18 protein-coding genes and 1 pseudogene are annotated in these 23,245 nt (G+C 69.7%); 12 read left to right on the forward strand and 7 right to left on the reverse strand.

Annotated elements, in window-relative coordinates:
- Positions 1-133: 133 nt before the first annotated feature.
- Both I0C86_RS45605 and I0C86_RS30055 read left to right on the forward strand, forming a co-directional pair.
- A pseudogene (locus tag I0C86_RS45605) lies at positions 134-328 on the forward strand (helix-turn-helix domain-containing protein); the annotation flags it as partial.
- Positions 329-343: 15 nt separating this feature from the next.
- The gene (locus tag I0C86_RS30055; RefSeq protein ID WP_230395018.1) at positions 344-3,538 is read left to right on the forward strand and encodes an AfsR/SARP family transcriptional regulator; all 3,195 of its coding nucleotides are present in this window, start codon (positions 344-346) and stop codon (positions 3,536-3,538) included.
- Between the two features lie 78 nt (positions 3,539-3,616).
- Here the strand turns inward: I0C86_RS30055 and I0C86_RS30060 are convergent, their stop codons facing one another.
- Positions 3,617-4,966 carry a hypothetical protein gene (locus I0C86_RS30060; RefSeq protein ID WP_196204684.1) on the reverse strand — a complete coding sequence of 450 codons (1,350 nt, stop codon included), beginning with the start codon at positions 4,964-4,966 and terminating at the stop codon, positions 3,617-3,619.
- Between the two features lie 202 nt (positions 4,967-5,168).
- Positions 5,169-5,810 carry a GNAT family N-acetyltransferase gene (locus tag I0C86_RS30065; RefSeq protein WP_196204685.1) on the reverse strand — a complete coding sequence of 214 codons (642 nt, stop codon included), beginning with the start codon at positions 5,808-5,810 and terminating at the stop codon, positions 5,169-5,171.
- A gap of 293 nt (positions 5,811-6,103) precedes the next feature.
- Here I0C86_RS30065 and I0C86_RS30070 point away from each other — a divergent pair, with 293 nt between their 5' ends.
- The 3 genes from I0C86_RS30070 (at position 6,104) to I0C86_RS30080 (ending at position 9,374) form a co-directional block, all read left to right on the forward strand.
- A complete protein-coding gene (locus I0C86_RS30070) occupies positions 6,104-7,549 on the forward strand; it encodes a hypothetical protein (protein ID WP_196204686.1) in 1,446 nt (481 codons plus the stop codon).
- A gap of 133 nt (positions 7,550-7,682) precedes the next feature.
- On the forward strand, positions 7,683-8,363 hold the full coding sequence (locus I0C86_RS30075; protein WP_407676369.1) for a HEAT repeat domain-containing protein: 681 nt from the start codon (positions 7,683-7,685) through the stop codon (positions 8,361-8,363).
- A gap of 6 nt (positions 8,364-8,369) precedes the next feature.
- Complete coding sequence (locus tag I0C86_RS30080; RefSeq protein ID WP_196204688.1) at positions 8,370-9,374, forward strand: HEAT repeat domain-containing protein; 1,005 nt, start codon at positions 8,370-8,372, stop codon at positions 9,372-9,374.
- Positions 9,375-9,568: 194 nt separating this feature from the next.
- Here the strand turns inward: I0C86_RS30080 and I0C86_RS30085 are convergent, their stop codons facing one another.
- The gene (locus I0C86_RS30085) at positions 9,569-10,486 is read right to left on the reverse strand and encodes an aldo/keto reductase (protein ID WP_230395035.1); all 918 of its coding nucleotides are present in this window, start codon (positions 10,484-10,486) and stop codon (positions 9,569-9,571) included.
- Positions 10,487-10,573: 87 nt separating this feature from the next.
- Positions 10,574-11,482 (reverse strand): EamA family transporter, encoded by a 909-nt coding sequence (locus I0C86_RS30090; protein ID WP_196204690.1) that lies wholly within the window; start codon positions 11,480-11,482, stop codon positions 10,574-10,576.
- Between the two features lie 61 nt (positions 11,483-11,543).
- Between I0C86_RS30090 and I0C86_RS30095 the strand changes: the two genes are divergently transcribed.
- The 3 genes from I0C86_RS30095 (at position 11,544) to I0C86_RS30105 (ending at position 13,970) form a co-directional block, all read left to right on the forward strand.
- A complete protein-coding gene (locus I0C86_RS30095; protein ID WP_196204691.1) occupies positions 11,544-12,044 on the forward strand; it encodes an Lrp/AsnC family transcriptional regulator in 501 nt (166 codons plus the stop codon).
- A 156-nt stretch (positions 12,045-12,200) separates the two neighbouring features.
- Complete coding sequence (locus I0C86_RS30100) at positions 12,201-13,085, forward strand: helix-turn-helix domain-containing protein (RefSeq protein WP_196204692.1); 885 nt, start codon at positions 12,201-12,203, stop codon at positions 13,083-13,085.
- 72 nt (positions 13,086-13,157) lie between these two features.
- Positions 13,158-13,970: an SAM-dependent methyltransferase gene (locus tag I0C86_RS30105; RefSeq protein WP_230395037.1), complete on the forward strand. Its 813-nt coding sequence runs from the start codon at positions 13,158-13,160 to the stop codon at positions 13,968-13,970.
- 104 nt (positions 13,971-14,074) lie between these two features.
- Here I0C86_RS30105 and I0C86_RS30110 read toward each other — a convergent pair whose 3' ends face one another.
- Both I0C86_RS30110 and gndA read right to left on the reverse strand, forming a co-directional pair.
- The gene (locus I0C86_RS30110) at positions 14,075-16,444 is read right to left on the reverse strand and encodes an alpha/beta hydrolase (RefSeq protein WP_196204694.1); all 2,370 of its coding nucleotides are present in this window, start codon (positions 16,442-16,444) and stop codon (positions 14,075-14,077) included.
- 280 nt (positions 16,445-16,724) lie between these two features.
- Complete coding sequence (gene gndA, locus I0C86_RS30115) at positions 16,725-18,176, reverse strand: NADP-dependent phosphogluconate dehydrogenase (RefSeq protein WP_196204695.1); 1,452 nt, start codon at positions 18,174-18,176, stop codon at positions 16,725-16,727.
- A gap of 316 nt (positions 18,177-18,492) precedes the next feature.
- Between gndA and I0C86_RS30120 the strand changes: the two genes are divergently transcribed.
- The gene (locus I0C86_RS30120; RefSeq protein WP_196204696.1) at positions 18,493-20,313 is read left to right on the forward strand and encodes an RICIN domain-containing protein; all 1,821 of its coding nucleotides are present in this window, start codon (positions 18,493-18,495) and stop codon (positions 20,311-20,313) included.
- 16 nt (positions 20,314-20,329) lie between these two features.
- On the opposite strand, the gene I0C86_RS30125 is transcribed toward I0C86_RS30120, so the two are convergent.
- Positions 20,330-20,776, reverse strand: a complete 447-nt coding sequence (locus I0C86_RS30125; protein ID WP_230395019.1) for a helix-turn-helix domain-containing protein — start codon at positions 20,774-20,776, stop codon at positions 20,330-20,332.
- A gap of 355 nt (positions 20,777-21,131) precedes the next feature.
- Between I0C86_RS30125 and I0C86_RS30130 the strand changes: the two genes are divergently transcribed.
- From I0C86_RS30130 to I0C86_RS30140, 3 genes are read left to right on the forward strand one after another with little or no spacing between them, the layout of a single operon-like run.
- Complete coding sequence (locus tag I0C86_RS30130) at positions 21,132-21,659, forward strand: M48 family metalloprotease (RefSeq protein WP_196204697.1); 528 nt, start codon at positions 21,132-21,134, stop codon at positions 21,657-21,659.
- Positions 21,652-22,785 carry an MAB_1171c family putative transporter gene (locus I0C86_RS30135; RefSeq protein WP_196204698.1) on the forward strand — a complete coding sequence of 378 codons (1,134 nt, stop codon included), beginning with the start codon at positions 21,652-21,654 and terminating at the stop codon, positions 22,783-22,785. The genes I0C86_RS30130 and I0C86_RS30135 overlap by 8 nt, the downstream gene beginning before the upstream one ends.
- Positions 22,772-23,230, forward strand: coding sequence for an NUDIX hydrolase (locus tag I0C86_RS30140; RefSeq protein ID WP_323373933.1), 459 nt, complete (start codon positions 22,772-22,774; stop codon positions 23,228-23,230). The genes I0C86_RS30135 and I0C86_RS30140 overlap by 14 nt, the downstream gene beginning before the upstream one ends.
- Positions 23,231-23,245: the final 15 nt, after the last annotated feature.

Consider the following 23,245-nt stretch of genomic DNA (forward strand, 5'->3'; position numbering starts at 1 on the left):
TCTCGTACCACGATCCGTCTTGACAGGCACCTCAGCCGCCGGTCATCCCGAATATCATCAACGATCGTCCATTGGAGAACCAGCAGGCCGGCCCCAGGCCGGCCGTCTTCGGCACGGGGGATTCGAGTCGGCTATGAACGATCGAGAACATGTGGGCCTTGGTGAACTTCTGCGGAGCGTTCGGGTGAGCCGGGGCCTGACCCAGGCTGATCTCGCGGATCAGGCTGGGGTCAGCGTCGGTGTGGTCCGCGACCTCGAGCAGGGACGCAGCGGGCGGCCACGCGCACGTTCACTACAGGCACTCGCGGATGTTCTGAACCTTCGGCAGGATGACCGCAAGCGCATGAAGCAGCTGGCGCGGCCGCCGCGGCGGGAGCGCGTCGACGCGGCGGGGCCGGCACAGATCTCGATTCTGGGGCCGCTGCTGGTCACTCGGGCAGGTCAGCCCGTCAACCTCAACGCCGGACGGCACCGCATCGTGTTGGCGCGCCTCGCGCTGACTCCGGGCCGACCCGTCAGCCGGGACGAGCTGATCCATCTGCTCTGGGAGGACTGCCCGCCGCCGTCGGCCGCCAATGTGGTGCAGACACACGTGAGCCGGCTCCGTCGGCTGTTGGAACCGAAGCTGCAGCAGAACCGGCCGCCGATTGTGACGCTGGTGTCGGGCGGCTATCAGCTCCAGGTCGACGGCGATCAACTCGATCTGTTCGGGTACCGGTCCCGCCTGGCCGAGGCGGGTTCGTCGACCCTTCCACCGCAGCGCGCCTTCGATCTGCTCCTCGACGCGTTGAACATGTGGCGCAGCGATGACGCCGCTGAGGACGTGCCGGAACTCTGCGGTGATCCACTGATCACGGCGCTCGCCGAGGAGCGCGTGGAGATCGCCGTCCGGCTGGCGCGCCTCGGGGAGGTGGTGCACCAGCTACGACAGGTCCTTCCGCTCCTGCGGCGGTTGGCGGGGCGGCACCTGTGGCATGAGTCGCTGCACGCGCGCTTGGTGGTCGCGCTCGCCGCAGCGGGGCAGCAGGCTGCCGCGATCGCGGCCTTCGACAGCATCCGTCAACGGCTCGCCGAGGAGCTGGGTATCGACCCCGGTGCCGAGTTGATCGAGGCCCGGCAGGCCGTCCTCAACGGGCAGGTCGATCGACGTGGCGGCACAGGGGTGGGCAGCACCGGCGACGTCACGCCGCGGCAGGCACCGGCGCCACCATCGGACTTCTGCGGCCGTGTCAACGAACTGCATCGGCTGGAGCGGGCGCTGCGCTACCCGCGTGCCGGTGCGACAGCCGTCTGCGTGGTCTCCGGCATGGCCGGTGTCGGCAAGACCAGCCTCGCGCTCAAGGCGGCCTGGGGGGTGCGCCGGGACTTTCCGGACGGCCAGCTCTACATCGACCTGAGGGGCAACGATGACCGGCCGGTCACCGTCGCCTACGCGCTCGCCCGACTGTTGAGAGCCCTCGGTGTCGAGGTCCGCGCCATCCCCGCCGACGAGGACGAGGCCGCCGGACTCTACCGCAGCGTGCTCTCCAACCGGCGGATCCTGATCGTGCTCGACAACGCGTACAACGCCGCCCAGATCCGCCTGCTCCTGCCGGGTCCTGGCCGCAGCGCAGTCCTGGTCACCAGCCGCAACCAGTGCGAGGAGCTGGACGACGCGATCACGACGCTCCTGCCGGTGTTCGAGCCGGACGAGGCGTTGGAGCTGCTCGAAGTCAAGCTGGGGGCAGCCCGGGTGCACGCGGAGCGGAAGGAGGCCGAGGCTCTCGTCGACGCGTGTGGCCGGTTGCCGATCGCGGTGCGGCTCATGGCCGGCCGGCTGACCGGCCGCGGAGGAGGCATGATTGCCGACGTCCTGCGGCGGCTCACCGACGAGCGGTCCCGGCTCGAACAGCTGAGCCTTGGCGACAGCACCATAACGAGCAGCTTCGCGATCAGCTGCCGCGACCTGCCGCCGCTGGCGGCCGAGGTCTTTCGGACCGCCGCGCTGATCCCGGGAGGAAGCTTCTCGGTCGCCGCGGTCGCCGCGCTGCTCGGCAGCGATCAGCGGCTGGTCCGCCCGGCGCTGGACCACCTCGCCGCGGAGAACATGCTCCAGCCCGGGAAAGTGGACCACTACCGTTACCACGACCTGCTGCGTCTCTATGCGGTTCGAGCTGGTGAACTCCAGCAGACACCCCATGACCGCATCGCGGCGTTGGGTCGACTCTACGCGTGGTACCTGGCTTGGACAGCGTCCGCGATGACCCTGGTCTACGCCGACATGGTGCGGCTGCCGATCGACGTCGACCTGACCGAGGCCCAGTTCCCGGATCTCGACGCCGCGATGGCCTGGCTGAACGCGGAGGCCGGAAACCTCGTTGCCGCGATCGAGGCGGCCCCGGTCGACGGGCACCGCGCGCGATCCTGGCAGTTGGCGGACCAGCTCCGCGGCTACTTCTTCACCTCGGGAGACGTGGTCGCCTGGCTCGCGAGCGGGTCGGCAGGGCTGGCCGCCGCGGAGGCTGCCGGCGACGTCCGCGCCGAGGCAGCCATGCATCAGACCATCGGCCAGGCGCACTGGGCGGCGGGAAAGCATCACCTCGCGGCCCATGCCTACCGCCGGGGCATCGCGGCCGCGCAGAACAGCGGCTGGCTCGTCGGCGAGGCATATCTGTCACACAACCTCGGTCTCGTGCAGGCCGAGCTGGGCCATCTCGACGAAGCACAGGAACTCTACCGGCGGGCGCTCGACCTCGGGACGGGCCCCGAATTCGACCACATCCGGGCGGTGACGTTGAACGACCTGGCCACGATGTGCCACGAGCGGGGACAGCTCTCCGAGGCAGTGGGTCATCTGCAGGCGGCGCAGCGATTGAACGAGAAGTCGGCGCGCCACCCCTCGGCCATCGCGAACCGACACAACATGGCAATGATCCTCCGACAACTGGAGGACTTCGAGACCGCCCGCGCCCACTTCGACGCCGCCCTCGAGCACCATCGTCGTACCGGGTCCACCTTGCGTGAGCTGTCCGTACTCGATGAGCTGAGCCAGCTCGACCGCCAGCGCAACGAGTGGGTGTCCGCGGTGAACAACGCGACCGAGGCGCTGCGGCTCGCCCGGCAACAACGCAACCTGCGCGCCGAGGCGGCCATCCTCAACACGCTGGGGTACGCGCTGCTGGGAAGCCGTGCCGTCATCGACGCCCGCGCGCGGTTCACCGAGAGCCTGTCGATCAGCCGGGACAACGGCTTCCAGTACTTCGAGTGCCAGGCGGGTATCGGTCTCGCCGAGGCCATACTGTCGGGCGGCGTCGCCGGGGATGCCTACCGTACGGCGATGGACGCGCTCCAGATCGCCACCCGCAACACGTATCGGGCCCTGCACGTTGACGCTCTCATCGTGCAGGCCAAGGCGGCGATCTGGCTGGGCGAGACGGATACGGCCGCACAGCACTGCCGGGCCGTCCGTGACCTGCTGCGGACGACGCATCTACCTGACCGGATGCGCGAGTGCGATGCCCTCGAGGTGCGGATCGGGCAACTGGTCATGGTCCCGTGAGGCCGTCCGGGTATGGGCCCGGACGGCGGCGGGACCCGGAACGTTCCCAGGCCCCGCCGCCGGTGCGGAAATGTGTGGTCAGATGCCGTAGATGAATTGTTCGTCGACGCCGCCGGCGCTGTTGGCGTTGCGTAGGTAGACGGTGTTGTTGCCTGGTCGGCGGACGCCGGGGGTGTCGATGTCGTCCTTGTTCCAGTCGCCTGGTACGGGGATGTCGCCGGATGGGCCGTGGCCGTAGATGAACTGGTAGTCGAGGCTGGTGGTGCCGTCGGTGAGGTACCAGGTGGAGTTGCCGGGGCGGAAGACGCCGACGGTGTCGATGTAGTCCTTGTTCCAGTCGCCGGCGACGGGGATGTCGCCGGATGGGCCGTGGCCGAAGATGAACTGGTGGTCGAGGCTGGTGGTGCCGTCGGTGAGGTAGAAGGTGGAGTTGCCGGGGCGGAAGACGCCGACGGTGTCGATGTTGTCCTTGTTCCAGTCGCCGGCGACGGGGATGTCGCCGGATGGGCCGTGGCCGAAGATGAACTGGTGGTCGAGGCTGGTGGTGCCGTCGGTGAGGTAGAAGGTGGATTCGCTGGGGCGGAAGACGCCGACGGTGTCGATGTTGTCCTTGTTCCAGTCGCCGACGACGGGGATGTCGCCGGATGGGCCGTGGCCGAACTTGAAGATGATGGTGGCGTCTCCGCTGTTGGTGTTGCGGAGGTACCAGGTGGAGGTGCTGGGGCGGAAGACGCCGATGGTGTCGATGCCGTCCTTGTTCCAGTCACCGGAGACCGGGATGTCCTCCAGCCGGGGACCCGCCGCATTCCAGAGTGCGTTGACGATGATCTGCGCGTCCGACGCCTGGACCTGGTACCTGCTGGGGAAGGCCGACCCTTGCACCGCCTGGCAGACCTCGCCGATCGGGGCGGTGGCCCAGGAGCCGTTCGGGTACTCATCCTCCATGGCGTTGAGGAAGGCGTTCGTGGCGTAGGTCGGGTTCAGCCGCTGAGCCCGCGTACCCCACCAGTCCTGCTGTTGGAACAACCCGAGACTGGTGTGATCGACCATCTCGCTGATGTTCTGCAGGTGGGTTTCGACGATCACGGTGGCGATCGCGATGACACCGGCGCGAGCGGCCAGGTTTCGGGCCCGTACCGCCTCGATCACCTCCCGCGCACAGGAGACGCGGTACGCGGTCATGTAGCCCCGCATATCGGACTGCAGCTGCGAATTGAGTCGGGTAGCCAGCGCCGCGTCTGTTGCGGTGGGGCCGCCGGGATCGCAGGCGGCCGTCTCGTACATCACGCTCATCGGAGCGAGTGCCGGCGGCAGATCCGGCTGTTTTGCGGCTTGTGCGCCGAGTGCCGGTGATGTGCCCATCAGGGTGATCGCGGTCAGCGCGACCGTTGCGCAGAGTAGTGGCGCCTTCAACAGTCTGCTGTTCACCAGTGGTAATCCATTCGCAGACAACCTCCAACTGCGGGCCCGGTCCCACTGAACGGGCTCGTGCGCTAGAGGCTGATGCACACCCCTGGAGGAAGGCTGAAGCATGGCCGACAGGACCAAAGCTGTACCTTGACCGGCACGTGGTGCGCGGCGTCCGTCGAGCGCACCGATCTGTCCGGTGGCCCACGTCGAACGGCGGCGGTCAGGGCCGCCAGACCATCGTCTGCTGGTGGAGGGGCCGGCCGCCCTGTCTGGCACCGGGGACCAGAGCGGTCGGCCCGTGCCTGGCGAAGCCGACGCGTTCGAAGAATCGCACCGCACGCGTGTTCTCGGCCAGGGTCTGCAGGTGACACCCGGGTGAGCCGGCCTGGACGAGGCGATCGCGCCATCGCGCCATCAGGCCGTCGGCGGCGCCGGTTCCCCGGGCCACGGGCGCCACGTTGATGTGCAGATGGGCCGGCCAACGGGCGTCGTCGAAGGCCCCCGCGGCGGGCTTCCGCCGGATTGCCGCCGCCGCCATGTCGACCATTCCACGGGCGAGAAAGGCTGCCGGCCTGGGCCGGAAAAGCAGCCGGTACTTCGTGATCGCCCTCTCCATCCGCTCTCTCTCGGTGGGGAAGGTGGAGCTGTCCAGACAGCCTGCCAGGTAGCCGACGACATCGCCACGCAGCACGGCGACGAACAACGAGTCTGGCTCCTGGCCCATGTACGGGTCCAGGTACATGGCCGCTTCCGATTCCTCGTGCCCCCACATGGACGAGGACGGAGAGCCCTCGCCCGCCCGGCCGAACAACTTGCGCAGCTCGGCACGGTCAGTCTCCGCAAAGCTACGGATTTCGATCATCCCGAGCCACTCCCCATCACCCACCCCAGCCGATCGGAACAGTCTGGCACGCCTCTGACCAGGGGTTACGAGCGGTCGGTGCTCAGTTTGAGCAGGGCGGGGAGGCGGCTCGCGCACCGGCGGGCCGGGACGAGTGCCAGCGACGCCGAGTCGCCCGTGCGCCGCCGCCCGGTCGGGCAACCAGCGCCCGGTGTCGACGAACCGACGAACGACCACCACGGGTCGCCGACGGAGCCGGTGACAATCGGTCGTACGGCGGCGCGGGTCGTCGACGATCCCGACCGGGGGTGTCCATGTTGCTCCGTCCTCCTGGGACCGTCGCCGTCGCGGCGGCCGGTCAGGATCTCGGTCCGCGGGTCGCCACCTACCGGGCCTGGCGTGCCGACCCGTTTCCGGCGGTCTGGATCGCGGTCGGGGCCGCGGTCGTACTTGCGGTGCTGTCCTTCCTGGTGGGGGTGCCGGCGATCGGTGTCGTGCTCGTTCCCGTGGCGGCGCTCGGTGCCGCGGCGTACGCGGGCCTCCTGCCGCCGGACGGCGGGCGCCGTTGGCTGGTGGTGTACGAGCGGGGGTTCGTCGACGTGGTCGACGGCGGTCCGCCACTGGCGGTCCGCTGGGAGTCGGTGGGCGGCCCGGTGCGGATCGGTCCGGACGGCTGCCGGGCGATCAGCGTGCACCCGGTCGGGGCGGTCGAACCCGTCCGGGTCGTCCTCGACGGATTGGCGCCGCTGGTCGACCTGGTCGAGGCGGTCGACCAGGGCGTCGGGCCGGTCGTCGTGGCGCGCCACCTGGCTGCGGCACGGGCCGGCGAGCGGGTGGAGTTCGGCCCACTCGCGGTGACGGTCGACGCGGTGGAGCGGGTGGCGGACGGTGACCGCCTGCCGTGGGAGCAGATCGAGTCGGTCCGCCTGGTGGCCGGGGAGCGGATCGTTCTCGGTCGGGCCGGCGAGGCGCGGGCCTGGTTCAGCGGGCAGGTGCCGGAGGCTGCGGCAGCGACCGGGTTGATCGCCGCACTGCGACCTCCGGCGGAATTCGGTGGCCCGGGCACCGCGATCTTCGCCCCCGACGCCGTCACGCCCGCCGGACGCGTCCGGGACCGCCGTCGCCGCCACCTCGCCTCCCTCGCGGGGCTCGTGGTGCTCGCACTGCTTCCCGGCGCCGCGTTCGCGGCGGTCGACCGACCGGACGACGAGATCCGTCCGGTCGCCGCGAGGCCTACGCCGCCGGCGGTGCCGACGCGTTCGCCTATCCGGCCGAGCCCGACACCGTCGCCCCTCCCGTCGCCATCCGTCCCGCCGCCACCCGTGCTGCCGGAGACCATCTACGGGTATTCGGACGTGTGCCGTGGCCAGGGCTTCACCGGAGCCGCGCGGTACGGCGGACGCGCGCCGCACCCGATCCACGTCGACGAGAACTTCGTCCAGGGACCGGCGCGTTGGTACTCGGACAACCCGGCCAAGATCCAGATCGTCGCCTGCGTCCAGTTGCGGAAGGGCCGCGTGCTCAAGGAGTGCAGCTACTTCGGCGACGGCAAGAGGGTCGTCCAGGACATGGTGCTCGGGCGGTACACGCTGGTCATCCGCGAGGCGCGTACCGCGAAGATCATCGGGCGGACCCGGATCGACGGCACCGACGCCGACTGCCTGATCCTGCTCTACGGCCGGCGGGATCCCGACGAGCAGCAGGTCAGTGTGCCGACCCAGGCGCAGATCCGGACCGCGCTGCGCCGCTACGTCGAGTAGGACCCGATCCGATCCTCCGGACCTCGGCCGAGGCCCATGGGCAGAGGGTTTCCAGCCGTCCCGGCGCGTTGCCCGCTTGACCCTGACACAGTGACAAGGTCTTCACTGTGTCAGGGAGGTGGTTCCGATGACCATGCCGGACACGGACACGGACACGGACACGGACACGGATATGGCGCGAGCTGTCCAGGGGCTGGAGAACAGCAGTTCGACGGTGCGGCTACGGGCGGCGCTGGCGGTCGGCACGGTCCCCGACCCACGGTTCATCGACAAGATCATCGAACGATGCGCGGTCGAGCCCGAGTTCTACGTGCGCGAGATGCTCACCTGGGCACTCACCCGCCATCCATCGTCGATGACGGTCCCGAAACTCGTCGACGAACTCCGTTCGGCGCGAGCGCAGGCACGAAGCCAGGCGTTGCACACGCTGTCCAAGATCGGGGATCGGTGCGCGTGGCCGGCGATCACCCGGGCGCTGCTGACCGACGCCGACGACGAGGTGGCGCGGAGCGCCTGGCGGGCGGCGGTCGTACTCGTGCCAGAAGGTGAGGAGCCCGAGTTGGCCGCAGTGTTGTCGACACAGCTCGGCCGTGGCGGGCGTGAGACGCAGCTGAGCCTCAGCAGGGCGCTGACCGCGCTCGGGAACGTGATCATGCCGATCCTGCGCGCCGCGATGACGGACCCCGATCCCCGGGTGCGGGCGCATGCGATCGCCACGGAACGGCTGTTGCGCGACCCGGATTCCGGATTCGAGTTGGCCGTCGAGCAGGCGAAGCGCATCGTGGCCCTCGGCGGGACGGGCGAGGAGGGGTGACGGGCAGTGTTGATCGGTGATGTGGCACGCCGGTCCGGGGTCAGCGCCCGAATGCTCAGACATTACGACTCGCTGGGCCTGGTGCGGCCGACGGGTCGTACCGAGGTCGGCTATCGCGAGTACACCGGCGATGACATCCGGCGGATCTTCCATGTCGAGAGCCTGCGGTCGTTGGGGCTGTCGCTGCGTGAGGTCGGGCGCGCGCTGGACGATCCCGATTTCACGCCCATGGGGCTCGTCGACGAGCTCGTCCGCCAGACGCGGGAACGCATTGCCGGTCAGACGCGGCTGCTCACGCGACTCCGACGGATCGGTGCCGCAGAACCCTCCGACTGGGAGGACGTCCTCCAGGTCGTCGCACTCCTGCAGGCGTTGGGGTCGGAGAGCGCGGGGAAGCGCCAGCGTGCGGCCCTGACCCACGTCGCCGAGGCTCCGGTGCCGGTGGAAGCACTGGTCGAGGCGGCGCTGAGCGAGTCGGACCCGAACGTCGCCGGAGCCCTTCGATGGGCTCTGGCGCAATCGGGCGACGGGGGATTGGCGCTGCTGGCGGAGGGCCTCGGCTCACCAGCGGCCGAGGTGCGGAAACGGGCCGTCCAGTCAATCGCCGAGATCCCGACCGGGAACGCGACGGCAGTGCTGCAGGATGTCCTCACGAGTCCCGACATCGTGGTCCGCAGGTATGCGGCTCTGGCGCTCGGGGCACGCGGTGTGGCCGACGCGGTCCCGACGCTTCTCGACATGATCGTCGATGGGGCGAACGACGCCGATGCGGCCGATGCGCTGAGTACGCTGGCGGATGACCCCGAGTTGGCGGATCAGATCGCCAACGGGCTTGTCGACCGCCTCGCCCACGGCACCGTCGAATCGTCTGTACGTCAACGGCTGACCCAGGCGCTCGCGGACATCCCGGGGATCACGACCTCACGTGCCCTCGCGGACCTGTCACAGGACGAAGACCGAGCCGTCGCACTCACCGCGACATACGTTCTCAAGCTACGCAACGCGCGATAACAGATCTTTCTCCAGATCCGTCGCCGGCTCCCGGCCAAATCCGGACCCGGACCCGGACCCAAATCCGGACCCGGACCCGGACCCGGACCCAAACCCGGACCCGGAGGCGGAGGCGGAGGCGGAGACGAAGTGTGCGGGGGCTTGTCCAGGCCGATACGGTCAACTCCGGATCACCGACCGGGCCACCCGCCCGCCTAGCCGTACCGGACGTGCGGCAGGTACGGCGTCTCCAGCCTCGCCCGCTCCTCCTCGTCCAGGGAGAGGCCGACGGCGGCCACCGCGTCGTCGAGATGATCCGGTCGGGTCGCTCCGATGATCGGGGCGGTCACCGCCGCCTTTCCGAGCAGCCAGGCCAGGGCGATCCGCGCGGGCGGCACGGCCCGCTCGGCGGCGACCGCCCGCACCGCGTCGACGACATCGTGGTCGTTGTCGACAACCCTCGACCGGGTCCCCTTCTCCTCGATCGCGCGAGGCGTCCGGCCCGGTTCGTTCCGGTCGGCCGCGCGGGCGAGCAGCCCCCGGGCCAGCGGGCTGTACGGAAGGACGCCCACCCCCTGGTCCAGGCAGAGCGGCAGCATCTCCCGCTCCTCCTCCCGGTAGACGAGGTTGTAGCGGGTCTGCATGGACACGAAGCGGGTGCCGCCGACCGCCTGTGCGGCGTACTGGGCCTTCGCGAACTGCCACGCGTACATCAGGGAGGCGCCGAGGTACCGCACCTTTCCGGCCCGTACGACGTCGTGCAGCGCCGCCATCGTCTCCTCGATCGGAGTGTCGGCGTCCCACCGGTGGATCTGGTACAGGTCGATGTGGTCGGTGCCCAGCCGCCGCAGCGAGGCGTCGACGGAGTCCATGATGTGCGCACGGGACAGCCCTCGGTCGTTCGGACCCTCGCCCATCGGGTAGTAGACCTTGGTAGCCAGCACGTAGTCCCCGCGCCGGGGGAACAGCCGCCGGAGCAGCCGTCCGGTGATCTCCTCACTGGCGCCGTCCGAGTACATGTCAGCGGTGTCGAAGAACGTCACGCCGTCCTCCACCGCACGCCGGACGATCGGCTCGGCCGCCTCCTCGGTCAGGCTCCAGGACAGGGCGGCCGGGTCGCCGTAGCTCATCATGCCGAGTCCGATCCGCGAGACCTTCAGGCCGGACGTGCCCAGGCGGCGGTACTCCACTGTGGTGCCCTTCGTTCGGTGCCGGCCCGGTCAGGCGGCCCTCGCCGGGGCGCGCCGCTCCTGGTGCAGGGCGACTCCGCAGACGACGAGGACGATGCCGACCAGTTCGGCGGTGGCGGGAATCTGGGTGAGGACGACCACCCCGACGAGCGTGGCGGTCGCGGGCAGCAGCGACACCAGCAGGGCGTAGCCGTGACGGGTGAGCCGGGCCATGGCGAGCTGGTCGCAGACGTACGGGACGACCGAGGAGGAGAGCCCGACGCCGATCCCGGCGGCCAGGGCGACCGGATCCGTGAACGCCGGCACGGCACCGGTGATGCCGATCGGCAGTGCGATGACCGCCGCGATCAGCATCGACAGTGCCAGGCCGTCGATACCCCGCACGGCGGGGCTCTGCGCGATCCGGTGACCGACGACGAGGTACACGCTGAACAGCCCGGCGTTCGCCACCGCGAGGGCGATTCCGAGTGGTTCGGCGGCGAGCCGGGCGTCGGTCAGCAGGTACACGCCGCCGACGGCGATGGCGAGGGCGGCGGCGTTGCGTCCGGTGCGTACGCCGATCGCCGCCAGGGCAATCACCGGTACGAACTCGACGGCGGCGACCGTGCCGAGCGGCAGCCGGTCGATCGCCAGATAGAAGCAGCAGTTCATGAGGGCGAGCGTGGCGGCCCAGCCGAGCAGCAGCCGGCGCGTCGGAGGGTCGAGGCGTCGCCAGGTCCGCCACGGCCGGAGCCACAGCGCGAAGATCATCGCTGCGGAGGCGATGCGAAGCCAGGCCACCCCGAGGACGTCGACCCGGGCGAACAGCAGCACCGCGAACGCCGGGCCCAGGTAATGGAAGACCGCGCTGACGACGAAGTACGCGTGCGGCGGTACGCGCTCGACGACCCCACCGGTTCCGGGGGCAGTCCGCGCCGCCGTCGAATCGGTCTCGGCCACCTCACTATGGTTGAAGGTATGTAAGCCAAGGTCCATGTCGAAACGAAGGTCAGGGTCGCTGATGTCGCCATCCAGGTCGGCAAGACCGCCGAAGGGCGTTCCAGATGGAAAGTCGTTGCTGAACGAGGTCAATCGACGACTCATCGGCATTCTCACCGACGATCCCCGGCTGACCGCGTCGGAACTGGCCCGCCGCGTCGGCATGTCCGCGCCCGCGGTCCGGGAGCGGGTGGCCCGGCTGGAGCAGGCCGGCGTGATCCGTGGCTACCGCCTCGACATCGATCCGGCGGCCATCGGGCTCCCGGTCGCCGCGTGGGTACGGATCCGGCCCGGTCCGGGGCAACTGCCCCGGATCGCCAAGCTCGCCTGCCAGGTGCCCGAGGTCAGTGAGTGCCACCGGATCTCCGGTGAGGACTGCTTCCTGCTCAAGGTGCACGTGCCGACAATCGAGGCGCTGGAGGACGTCCTTGACCAGTTCCTGCTGTACGGGCAGACCACCAGCTCGTTCATCGTCTCCACGCCGGTGCCACCCCGGCCTCCCGCCCGCGGCCGCGCCGACTGACCCCACGACACCCGCGCGGATCCGGGTTGCCGCATCGCCCGTTCGACCGTCCATACTCCACCGGAGCGGCCGGTACCAGCCGAAGTCTCGCCGAATGGTGACTATGACTGGGACCCGATGGCATGCTAGGCGTCGGGCAGAACCCGGAGGTGCAGGGTGAGTGCACTACCACAGCAGGACGGTCCCACGGCCGTGCGGACGGTGTTGGGTGCGCAGCTGCGGCGGTTGCGCGAGGAGCGGGGACTGACCAGGGCGGAGGCGGGTGAGCCGATTCGCGCCTCGGAGTCGAAGATAAGCCGGATGGAGCTGGGCCGGGTCGGGTTCAAGGAGCGCGACATCCTGGATCTGCTGTCCCTCTACGGCGTACACGACGAGGGGGAACGAGCGGCGCTGCTGGCGCGGGTCCGGGAGGCCAACGCACCGGGTTGGTGGCATCCGTACAGCGATGTCACGCCGAACTGGTTTCAACGCTACCTGGGTCTGGAAGCGACGGCGACGCTGATCCGGAGCTACGAGGTCCAGTTCGTCCCCGGGCTGCTGCAGACCGAGGCGTACGCGCGGGCGGTCGTGCGTCTCGGTCACGGTGCGGCGCGGGAGGACGAGGTCGCGCGGCGGGTGGCGCTGCGGATGGAGCGGCAACAGGTGCTCACCCGCCCCGATCCGCCGAAGCTGTGGGCGGTGGTGGACGAGGCCGCGCTGCGGCGCCCGGTCGGTGGCCCGCAGGTGATGCGTGACCAGCTCGAGGCGCTGATCTGCACCGTGACGAAGATGCCCAACGTGCGGCTCCAGGTGGTTCCGCTCGTCGCCGGTGGACACGCCGCCGCCGGTGGCTCCTTCACCATTCTGCGCTTTCCCCAGCAGGACCTCTCCGATCTGGTCTACATCGAGCAGTTGACCAGCGCGTTGTATCTGGACAAGCGCGAGGACGTCGAGTGCTACTTCGAGGCGGTGAACCGCCTGTTCGTCGAGGCCGCCCCGCTGGAGAACACCGTCCAGATTCTGGACCGGATCATCCGCGACCTCGACGGGGCGACCCGTTGACCGGATGTACCCTTGGCGCGTCATTGGACGGCGACTGATCGAGGGGTATCGCGCGTGACGGAGGAGACCGACCTGTCCACTGCGGAGCGGACATCCGGGCCGAGGATCGACACCACCGTTCCGCAGACGGCCCGGGTCTGGAACTACTGGCTCGGTGGCAAGGACAACTACGCCGTCGACCGTGCCCTCGGCGACGAGATCGCGGCGGCCTATCCGATCATTGTCGACATTGCCCGCGCCGACCGCGCCGTGCTGAACCGGGCAGTGCGGTACCTGGCCGGCGAGGCCGGCGTCACGCAGTTCCTGGACGTCGGCACCGGGCTGCCCACCACCAACAACACGCACGAGGTGGCCCAGGCGGTGGCCCCGACGTCCCGCATCGTCTACGTCGACTACGACCCGCTCGTGCTCGTGCACGCCCGGGCCCTGCTGACCAGTGGCCCCGAGGGCGCCACGGACTACGTCGACGCCGACCTCCGCGACACCGGGACGATCCTGCGAGAGGCGGGGCGAACGCTCGACCTCAGCCAGCCGGTCGCGCTGATGCTCTCCGGGATCCTGGCCCACCTGTCCACCGTCGACGAGGCCCGGGCGATCGTACGACGGCTGCTGGACTCCCTGGCCGTCGGTAGTTATCTCGTGGTCGTCGACGGCACCAACACCAACCAGGAACTCAACGACGTGATGAGGATCTGGAACGAGTCGGCCAACCCGCCGTACGCGATGCGCAGCCCGCAGGAGATCGCCAGCTACTTCGACGGTCTGGAACTGGTCGAGCCCGGCCTGGTGGACGTCACCCGGTGGCGAGCCGACCCCGACCCGTCCGGTCCACCGCGTCCGCTGGACAATCTCGTCGGCGTCGGTCGCAAGCCCGCGAGCTTCTGACGGCGGCGGCCGCGGCGATCGGCTGCCCGGATCCCGGTACCCCGATGGGGGCGTCCCTCGGTTGCGAGGAACGCCCCCATCGTCGGGCGGTCGGGTGGATCAGGTCAGGCGTCGTCGTCCTGGACCGTCAACTTGCCGTAGGCGTCGCCCACGACCACCCCTTGAACGGACTTGACCGCCACGAGGTACGTGCGGCCGTCTCCGGGCTGCGTGTTGCCGGTCACCGAGATCGGGACGGAGATGCTGCTACTGCCGGACGACACGGTCACGACGCTGGCCGTCGTGGATCCGGTGACGGGATCCACGACGAACACCCGTACCTGGCCGGTACCGCTGCCGGAGACCTGGGTCGGCACCTGATAGGTGACGGTCCCGGAATTGCCCTCCTGGACCGTCCGTTCGCCCAGGTCCAGACGGGGCCGCGACACCGGCTGCGGGGACGGGGTGCCGGTTCGCCAGCCCCAGGCGTCGATCAGCCAGATCCTGGCCCACGTCTCGCCGGCTCGCGGCACCACCTCAAGTGTCGCCACCTGGCTGAGGTTCAGCCCGGCCGCGCTGGCGTTGGTCAGCGGCATCCGCACCTCCTGGCCCCATTCGGACGAGGTCTGCGTCGGAGCGGGCCAGGGGTCGAGGGTGGTCGTGCCGAGCGTGGCCCGGCGACCTGCGGAGTCCGTGATCGCGACGTCGAACTGGGTGCCCGGCGAGCCGGGCGGGACGACGACCCGCATGGCCACCGACTGCGCACTGGAGAGCGAAACCGCTGCCGGGGGCCGGAGACTGACCGGTGAGCCGGGCGTCGCCCAGGTCACCAGGACGGCGTACCGGCCCGCCTCGGGGCTGACCGGGTCGAACCTGGCGAAGTGCGGCGAATTCGGGTTGTCGCAGGCGGTGGGCGAGCCCACGGTGCCGACCTGCTCGCAGAGCTGGCCGTTCGTGCCGTTCACCACGGTCGAGGCGTCGGGCACCAGCAGCCGGGTCCGGTTGCCGCCCACCGCGTGGCTGACCACCGTGGCCGGGTCCGTGGAGGGTGCCCGGAAGCCCGATCCGTCCAGCAGCGGGCGTACCTGGTCGTTGGCGGCCACGAACGTGGCGGCGGCCGCCGCCACGTAGGTGGCGCCGACGTTCTGTTGCTGGTCGGGGGTCAGCCGGGTGGCCGAAACCGACCGGCAGACCGGGTCGTGCGGGCTGGGGTAGTCGTCCCAGGACTTCGCCGCGGACAGACCGGGGGTCCACTCGGTGTTGAAGTAGTTGTGGTTGGCGCCGAGAACGTAGGCGGCGCTGTGCAGGGCGAACCCTCGGCCGACGCCACGGGTCGCGTCCAGGTACAGCTCGCCTTCCAGGTCGGACAGGTCACCGTCGCAGCTCGGCAGGATGGTCACCGACGGTACGTCGGGAGCGGGGTTGTGACTGTAGATCGACGGGCCGATCAGCGCCAGCCCCCGGATCTGCCAGCGGACCGTTCCCGGGTACCCGTCCGCAGCGGCGGGTGGCCGGTTGACGCTGTCGACGGCGGCCCGGCTGACGCCCTCGCCACCTCGGGAGTGACCGACCAGCAGGACGTTGGACATGTTCGGCACCGGGGCGTTCCGGACCACCTCGGGTGCGGTGGAGCGGCCCGTGTCGGCCCAGTCCGCCCAGCGGCCCAGATGCAACCGGACCAGGGACGACCGGGCCTGCGCACCGGCGTCCTGCGGCGGCAGGCCGGCACCGTCCTGGGCGTTGACGCCGTTCGCGGAGATGGAGACGGTCACGTACCCCTGTGAGGCGAGCAGTCGCTGGATCCGTTCGTACCCACGGTGGCTGGGCAGCGCGTTCCAGCCGCTGGGGCAGGGCCAGACCGTGGTCGGCTCGGCCGTACCCTGGTAGCAGGTGGGGTGCCGGCCGTGCAGGATCAGCACCAGTGGGCGCTGGCCGGACGTACCCTGCGGTGCCACGACGTAGCCCCGCATCTCCACCGGCACCGCGAAGCCTGGCAGCGTCACGTCGGCCAGCGTGTACTCGCCGGAGATCGTCGAGTAGGGACCGGTCACTCCCGGGTCGACCGGGCCCGGCGGCAGTTGGGCCGAGACCGTGGACGGTGCCGTGTTCGCGCGGGGGATCGTCGGGTCCACCGCGACGTCGAGGCGTCGCCCGCTGGCACGCACCTGGAGATCGGTCAGGTTCTGCGCGGTGACGTCGTCGATGGCCAGGTGGAAACTGCGCTGGTCCTGTGCCGCTCCTGGCCGGCCGAGCAGCCGATCTCCGGCGTAGAACTCGACCGCCGCGTCGCCGGTCCGTACCAGTTGCTCCGGGTGCCAGGTGAGTTCGAACCCGGACGCCGCCTTCTTCAGCGTCCAACCGTCCGGCAACGAGGCCGGAGCGATGGCCAGCGTGCCACGGTGCGTGGCACCGGGACTCGCCCAGGCGGCACCGCCGCCGCCGATGGTCAGTGTGAGTGTTACCGCCGCAGTGAATACGGCTCTGCCGACGTGCATGGACATGCTCCCCGTGTTGATCCGTTGTCGGCGGGAGCGACACCACCTCGGGAGCGCTCCCAGTTCAGCTGCGTCGCCATCCTAGAGCGCCCGGATCACCGCGATCAATTGACGAGTGTCCATCTGACCACTTTGGACCGAGCGGTGGGATGCGTTGCGGACACGGAACGGGAGAGTGCTGCCATCGGCCACATCGGACGGTCATGTCCGGCGTTTCGGCGCCTGACGGCGTCGTGCTCCGGCGTACCTGGCGGCGAGCCACCAGGTACGCCGGACGCCGTCAGCCGGCGAGTTCGGAGCGGTCGCCGGCCCACAGGGTGTGGAAGGATCCCGGCCGGTCGACCCGCTGGTAGGTGTGCGCCCCGAAGTTGTCCCGCAGGCCCTGGATCAGCGCGGCGGGCAGTCGGTCCCGGCGCAGCGCGTCGAAGTAGGCCAGCGACGAGGAGAACGCCGGAGTGGGCACCCCGGCCCGGGCGGCGTCGGCCACCACTCTCCGCCAGCTCGGTACGCCGTCACCGATCGCCTTGGCGAAGTACGGCGCCACCAGCAGTGTCGGCAGGTCCGGCTGGTCGTCGTACGCCTCGCGGATCCGGTCGAGGAAGCGGGCCCGGATGATGCAGCCGCCACGCCAGATGCTGGCCACCGCACCCCGGTCGATCTGCCAGCCGTACTCCTGGCTGCCGGCCTGGACATGGTCGAAGCCCTGCGCGTAGGCGACGATCTTCGAGGCGAGGAGGGCCTTGCGGACGTCCTCGACGAACACGTCCCGGTCCGCCACCTGCCAGCCGGGGGTGTCGGGGAAGGCCCGGGCGGCGGCGGTCCGTTGGTCGGCGTGTCCGGACAGCGACCTGGCGAAGGTGGCCTCGGCGATACCGGTGATCGGGATACCCAGGTCGAGCGCGCTCTGCACCGTCCATCGGCCGGTGCCCTTCTGCTCGGCCCGGTCCAGCACCACGTCGACGAACGGCTGACCGGTGGCGTCGGTGTGGGCCAGCACGTCGGCGGTGATCTCGATCAGGAACGACTCCAGTTCGCCCGAGTTCCAGGTGCGGAAGATCTCGGCGATCTCGGCCGGGCTGGCGGACAGACCGGACCGCAGCAGGTCGTAGGCCTCGGCGATGAGTTGCATGTCGGCGTACTCGATGCCGTTGTGCACCATCTTCACGAAGTGCCCGGCACCGTCGGGGCCGACGTGCACGCAGCACGGCACCCCGTCGACCTGCGCGGCGATCGACTCGAACATCGGTCCCAGCTTGGCGTACGACTCGGTCGAGCCGCCCGGCATGATGCTCGGCCCGAGCAGCGCACCCTCCTCGCCGCCGGAGACACCGGTGCCGACGAAGTGCAGGCCCTGCTCGCGCAGTGCCACCTCGCGGCGGCGGGTGTCGTCGAAGTGGGCGTTGCCGCAGTCGACCACGATGTCGCCGGCGTCCAGCAGCGGCACCAGTTCGTCGATCACCGCGTCCGTCGGTCCGCCCGCCTTGACCATCACGATGACCGCGCGGGGCCGCTCCAGCGAGTTGACGAAGTCGGCCAGCGACTCGCTGGGCACGAAGGTGCCCTCGTCGCCGTGCTCGGCGACCAGCCGCCGGGTGCGCTCGGGCGAGCGGTTGTGCAGGGCCACGGTGAACCCGTGCCGGGCCAGGTTCCGGGCCAGGTTCCGGCCCATGACCGCCAGCCCGGTCACCCCGATCTGAGCGCCCGTCCGCGGCGCGGTTGCTTCTTCGGTCATCCTGACCGTCCACCTTTCCTCGGCAACACCGTTTGGCATCGTGCCTTCGTGACCGTATCGCGACCGGCCGCCCTGCCGACGCCGTCGTGACCTGGCGTGGTGCCAAATACCTCGACCCCCCGGGTCGACCTGGGATCTTATCGGTGGTGAGCGGGTTCCGTCGGCTGGATCGTCGGTGCGATCGCCGTCGCTGTCCGCTGGTGGCTCCGCCACCGACCGTCGGTCAACTATTGACAAGCCATGATGTGAGCGCTAACACTCGCTGTGGCGGGTTCCCGTCGCCGAGTCCGGATCGACGTCCAGGAAGGGCGAACCGATGGGTCCTCACATCCGGCGGTCCGCAGGCGCGGCACTGGTGCTCGGGGTGTTGCTGGCGACGCTGGGAGAGGTGCCCATGCAGACGGAGTCGGCGGCCGGCGCGCTGCCCGACGGCGTGGCGACGACTCCGCCGATGGGCTGGAACAGCTACGACTCGTACAACTGGAACGTCACCGAGGCGCAGGTGAAGGCCAACGCCGACTACATGAGCACCAACCTGCGGCAGCACGGTTGGCAGTACATCGTCGTCGACTGGGCCTGGTACTACCCGGGCAGCGGCACGGGCAGCCCCAACCAGGACGCCAACCTCCAGCCACGGCTGCGGCTGGACGCCAACGGGCGGATGCTGCCGGACACCACCCGCTTCCCGTCCGCGACCGGCACGAACGGCTTCAAGCCCCTGGCCGACTACATCCACGCCGCCGGTCTGAAGTTCGGTATCCACCTGATGCGGGGGATCCCGCGCCAGGCGGTCGCCGACAACACAGCCGTCCTCGGCACGGGCTATCGGGCCAACCAGATCAACAACACCACCACCGCAGCCTGGCTGAATCTCATGTGGGGCCTGAACATGGGCCATCCCGGGGCTCAGGCGTACCTGGACTCGCTGTTCCAGCTCTACGCGAGCTGGGGAGTGGACTACGTGAAGGTCGACGACATCGCGGCGCCGACGTACCGGCAGGCGGAGGTCGAGGGGTACCGGCTGGCCATCGAACGCAGCGGCCGTCCGATGGTCCTCAGCCTGTCTCCGGGCCCGACGTCGACGGGCAGCGGCACCCACGTGGCGGCCAACGCCCACATGTGGCGGGTGGTCAACGACCTGTGGGACAACTGGGGCAGCGTGGACGCGCTCTTCGACAAGCTGCGGGACTGGACGCCGTACCGGGCGAGCGGCGCGTGGCCGGACCCCGACATGATCCCCATCGGGCGGCTGTCGAAGCAGGGGCCGGTCGGCTCGCCCCGGTACTCCAATCTCACGGCGGACGAACAGCGCACCCTGATGACGCTCTGGTCCATCAGCCGGTCGCCGCTGATGTGGGGCGGCAACCTGGTCGAGAACCGTGCCTCGGAGCTGGCTCTGATGACCAACCCGGCCGTTCTCGCGGTCGACCAGGGCAGCACCGCGAACCGGGAACTGTACGGCGGAACCAACCGGGTGTGGACGGCGGACGTACCGGGCACCGACCACAGGTACGTCGCCCTGTTCAACCGGGGCACCGCGACGAGCGACGTGTCGGTCACGCTGGCGGACCTCGGTATCGGCTCGGCCGGCGTCACCGACCTGTGGTCCGGGGCGGACCTCGGTACCGCCACCGGGGTCCTCACCCGCTCGCTGCCCGCCCACGGCTCCGGGCTCTACCGGCTCGTTCCGCAGTCCACGGTGCCGGTGCCCTCGGCGTACACCCTGACCGCCCGGCACAGCGGCAAGCTCGCCGACGTCTCCAACGGCTCGGCCGCCGACGGCGCCAACGTCGTGCAGTGGACGGCCAACGGGCAGGCGAACCAGAGGTGGCGGTTCCGCGACGTCGGTGGCGGCTACCACCAGGTCGTCAACGTCAACAGCGGCAGGTGCCTCGACGTGTACGGCGGAGCCGGTGCCACCGGTGACGGCGTACGGATCGTCCAGTGGACCTGTGGTACGGGTACCAACCAGCAGTGGCGGATCCAGGATCTCGGTACGGGCTACGTCCAGCTCGTCGCCCGGCACAGCGGCAGGTGCCTCGACGTGCTCAACGCCACCTCGGCCGACGGGGGCCAGTTGGGGCAGTGGACCTGCGGCACGGGTACCAACCAGCAGTGGCGGCGCAGTCAGGTGTAGCGGTCGCCCGGCCCGGTCAGGCCTGCTCGTCCGGGGCCGTCGTGTCGGGATGACCGCCCTGCATCCTGCTGATCTCGTTGACGATGCGGGCCAGCGACTGGCGCGTGGCATGGTCCATGTGCAGGGCGCGAAGCGCGATGTCCCGGACGTCGGAGTCACGCAGCGCCGCGACGAGAGCCAGTTGGGAGTTGACGTCGTCGACCACCTGGTCGTCGAAGAAGTAGGCGACCGGTACGCCGAAGAAGGCGGCGAGCGCCTCCAGATGCCGCTTCGTGGGGTTGTCGCGCTGCCCGGTACGCAGTTGCCAGACGTAGGTCTTGGAGAAGGTGCCCACGGTCAGGGCCTCGCAACCCCGGGCGACCTCTTCGTAGCTGAACTCGCGTCCCTTCGGCTGTATCGCCTTGAACAGATGATCAATCCGGTTGGCCAGCGTGCCGTCCGTCATCTCGGCCACGGCTGTCACCGACGTTCGCTGAGATGAACATCCGCCATGACGGACACCGTATCACCACGCTTAGTTTGCAGTTATATCGGATTGTGTACGCAACACCCGTTAGCTACTGTGGACGGAGTTCAGCAGAGTTGTCCACAGGGCTCCGGCCAGCATCGTCAGCACGGGGGTGTCCGATGCTGGCCGGTCATCGGCCATTTGCTCCAGCCGCTTTGCTCTCCGCGCCGTTATGACCTATGGTTTCTAATCGATGTAGCCGACTCCTTCCCCCGTGGGAGCCGGCTACATCGCTTTAGAGATCTCCTGCCTCGTGTGCGGCGATGGGGAGTCCGCGATGATCCTCCCTACCCGTCGATGGAAAGCCGCCTTGCGGTTCAGGCGGCTCCGGCGGCGCTGTGCGGCCCGCCTCGCCGCCCTGCACCTGCCGGCCACGGGCAGCATGACGATGCTCTGTGCCCACATCGGGCAGCAACGGAACCGGCCGATCCGCCTGCTCATGATGCCGCTGCACGAGGCCCGGCCGTGCGGCATCTGGCTCTCGCTGCCCGACGTCGACCTCATCGCGTACGAGGCGAACACCTCCCCGATGCACCAGGACCACATCATCGCCCACGAACTGGCACACGTCGTCTGTGGGCATTCCGTTCTGGGTGCCGACCGGCGCCTCGACTCCCGTCAGTTCTTCCCCGACCTGGATCCCGGGCTCGTGCGTGCGCTGCTGGGCCGCAGTCACTATTCCGATGAGCAGGAGCGGGAAGCGGAGGTCCTGGCATCCCTGCTGCTGAGCCGGGTGGACCGGACACCGGCGGACCGTGGCGGCGACAACGCGCTCACCCTCCGGCTCAAGGAGGCCCTGTTGGCCCCGAACCACGAAGGAGGCCGTACCGATGCATGACCTGATCTACGGAGTCGGCGCGCTGGCAGGCTGGATCGCCTTCACCTACAAACTGAACCACCTGCGCCAGGACTGGACGAACTCGGCACTGCGCGCCATGGTCGCCGCGTTCGGGTTCTCGGCGGTAGCGTTCACCCTCACCGTCGGGCCGGTCTACCAGCCGATCGACGCAGCCCTGGGCGTCCCCAACCTGGCGAAACTGTTCATCCACTCGTTCATGGTCCTGTTCAGCGTGTGCGTCCTGCAGCTGCTGGCCTTCTGGCAGTACCCCGCGCCGCAGGCCCGGCACCGCGCCCGCGTGTACTGGGCGGTCGGTCTCGTCGTCGTCGCCACCATGTCGGCGCTCATCGCGGTCGCGCCGATCCACGACCGGTCCACGATCCACTTCTGGAAGACCCACGCCGGGGAGACCCTGCTGTTCTGGTACCTGGTGATGTTCCTGGTGGCGCTGAGTGCCGGGCTGCTCGCGATCGCGTACCGGTCGTGGCACTTCGCCGGGCTGACCGCGCGGATGCCGTGGATGCGCCGGGGTCTGCGGCTCACCGCCCTCGGAGCGGTGCTCAGCTTCGGATACTGCGCCTGCCGGGGCGGCTATCTGATCCTGATCAGCGCCGATGTGCGCGTCGAGCCGCTCGTCGACATCGCCCAGCCGTTCGCCAGCCTCGGTCAGATCGTCTTCTTCGCCGGGCTCACGATGCCGGGCTGGGGCCCGAAGACCCGTGTCGACCAACTCAGCGCCTACCGCGCGCTCGAACCGCTGTGGTCGGCGCTGCACGACGCGTTCCCGGGAATCGCGCTGCACTCCGCCGCCGAGGGCGACTCCGCGGCCGTGGGGGACGTGAACTACCGCCTCTACCGGCGCATGGTGGAGATCTGGGACGGGTACCTGGCGCTGCGCCCCTACCTGCCCGCCCCGGCTGCCTCCTCCGGGCCGGATGAACCGGCGGCGTCCGACGACGCGGCCAGGTCGATCATCGAGGGCCTGCGGAACCGGCAGGAAGGGTACGAGCCGGCCGTGGTGCCGCCGACCCGGCCGCCGAGCGTCCGGGACAGCGAGCTGGAGTGGCTCGTCGACGTGAGCCGGTCGTTCGCGAGGCTGAAAGCCAGGGACCTTGACCACGCGTGAGGCCACACCGGCCCGGCCGCGGATGTCGTCCGGGGCGGTCTTCTTCGACGACGACGACCGGGTGCTGCTGGTGGATCCGACGTACAAGAAGTACTGGAATCTGCCGGGCGGCGGCGTCGACGCCGGCGAGACACCCCGGGCGGCCTGCGTCAGAGAGGTACGGGAGGAACTGGGCCTCGACGTGTCGATCGGTCCGCTGCTCGTGGTCGCCTGGACGGCGGACGGTCCGGACGGAAAGCTCTTCTTCGTCTTCGACGGCGGGGTGCTCCCGCCGGAGCAACGGGCGGCGATCGTGCTGGATCCGGGGGAACTCGCCGAGTATGCCTTCCTTCCGCCCGAGCGGGCCCGGTGGCGGCTGTCGGAACCGCAGTGGGCCCTGATGGTCGAGGTGCTGGCCGCCCGTGCCGACGGCGTGACCCGGTACGTCGAGCTGGGTCAGGTCTGACCCCCTGGCAGGATG

The sequence above is a fragment of the Plantactinospora alkalitolerans genome (genome assembly GCF_015690345.1).
In the GTDB taxonomy this organism is placed as follows: Bacteria; Actinomycetota; Actinomycetes; order Mycobacteriales; family Micromonosporaceae; genus Plantactinospora; species Plantactinospora alkalitolerans.

Excerpts from the sequence above, each read along its gene's own strand:
- I0C86_RS30070 (WP_196204686.1), top strand. The coding sequence starts at position 6,104 with ATGTTGCTCCGTCCTCCTGGGACCGTCGCCGTCGCGGCGGCCGGTCAG.
- I0C86_RS30085 (WP_230395035.1), bottom strand. The coding sequence starts at position 10,486 with ATGATGAGCTACGGCGACCCGGCCGCCCTGTCCTGGAGCCTGACCGAG.
- I0C86_RS30135 (WP_196204698.1), top strand. The coding sequence starts at position 21,652 with ATGCATGACCTGATCTACGGAGTCGGCGCGCTGGCAGGCTGGATCGCC.
- I0C86_RS30110 (WP_196204694.1), bottom strand. The coding sequence starts at position 16,444 with ATGCACGTCGGCAGAGCCGTATTCACTGCGGCGGTAACACTCACACTG.
- I0C86_RS30075 (WP_407676369.1), top strand. The coding sequence starts at position 7,683 with ATGCCGGACACGGACACGGACACGGACACGGACACGGATATGGCGCGA.
- I0C86_RS30065 (WP_196204685.1), bottom strand. The coding sequence starts at position 5,810 with ATGATCGAAATCCGTAGCTTTGCGGAGACTGACCGTGCCGAGCTGCGC.
- I0C86_RS30120 (WP_196204696.1), top strand. The coding sequence starts at position 18,493 with ATGGGTCCTCACATCCGGCGGTCCGCAGGCGCGGCACTGGTGCTCGGG.
- I0C86_RS30095 (WP_196204691.1), top strand. The coding sequence starts at position 11,544 with ATGTCGCCATCCAGGTCGGCAAGACCGCCGAAGGGCGTTCCAGATGGA.
- I0C86_RS30055 (WP_230395018.1), top strand. The coding sequence starts at position 344 with ATGAAGCAGCTGGCGCGGCCGCCGCGGCGGGAGCGCGTCGACGCGGCG.
- gndA (WP_196204695.1), bottom strand. The coding sequence starts at position 18,176 with ATGACCGAAGAAGCAACCGCGCCGCGGACGGGCGCTCAGATCGGGGTG.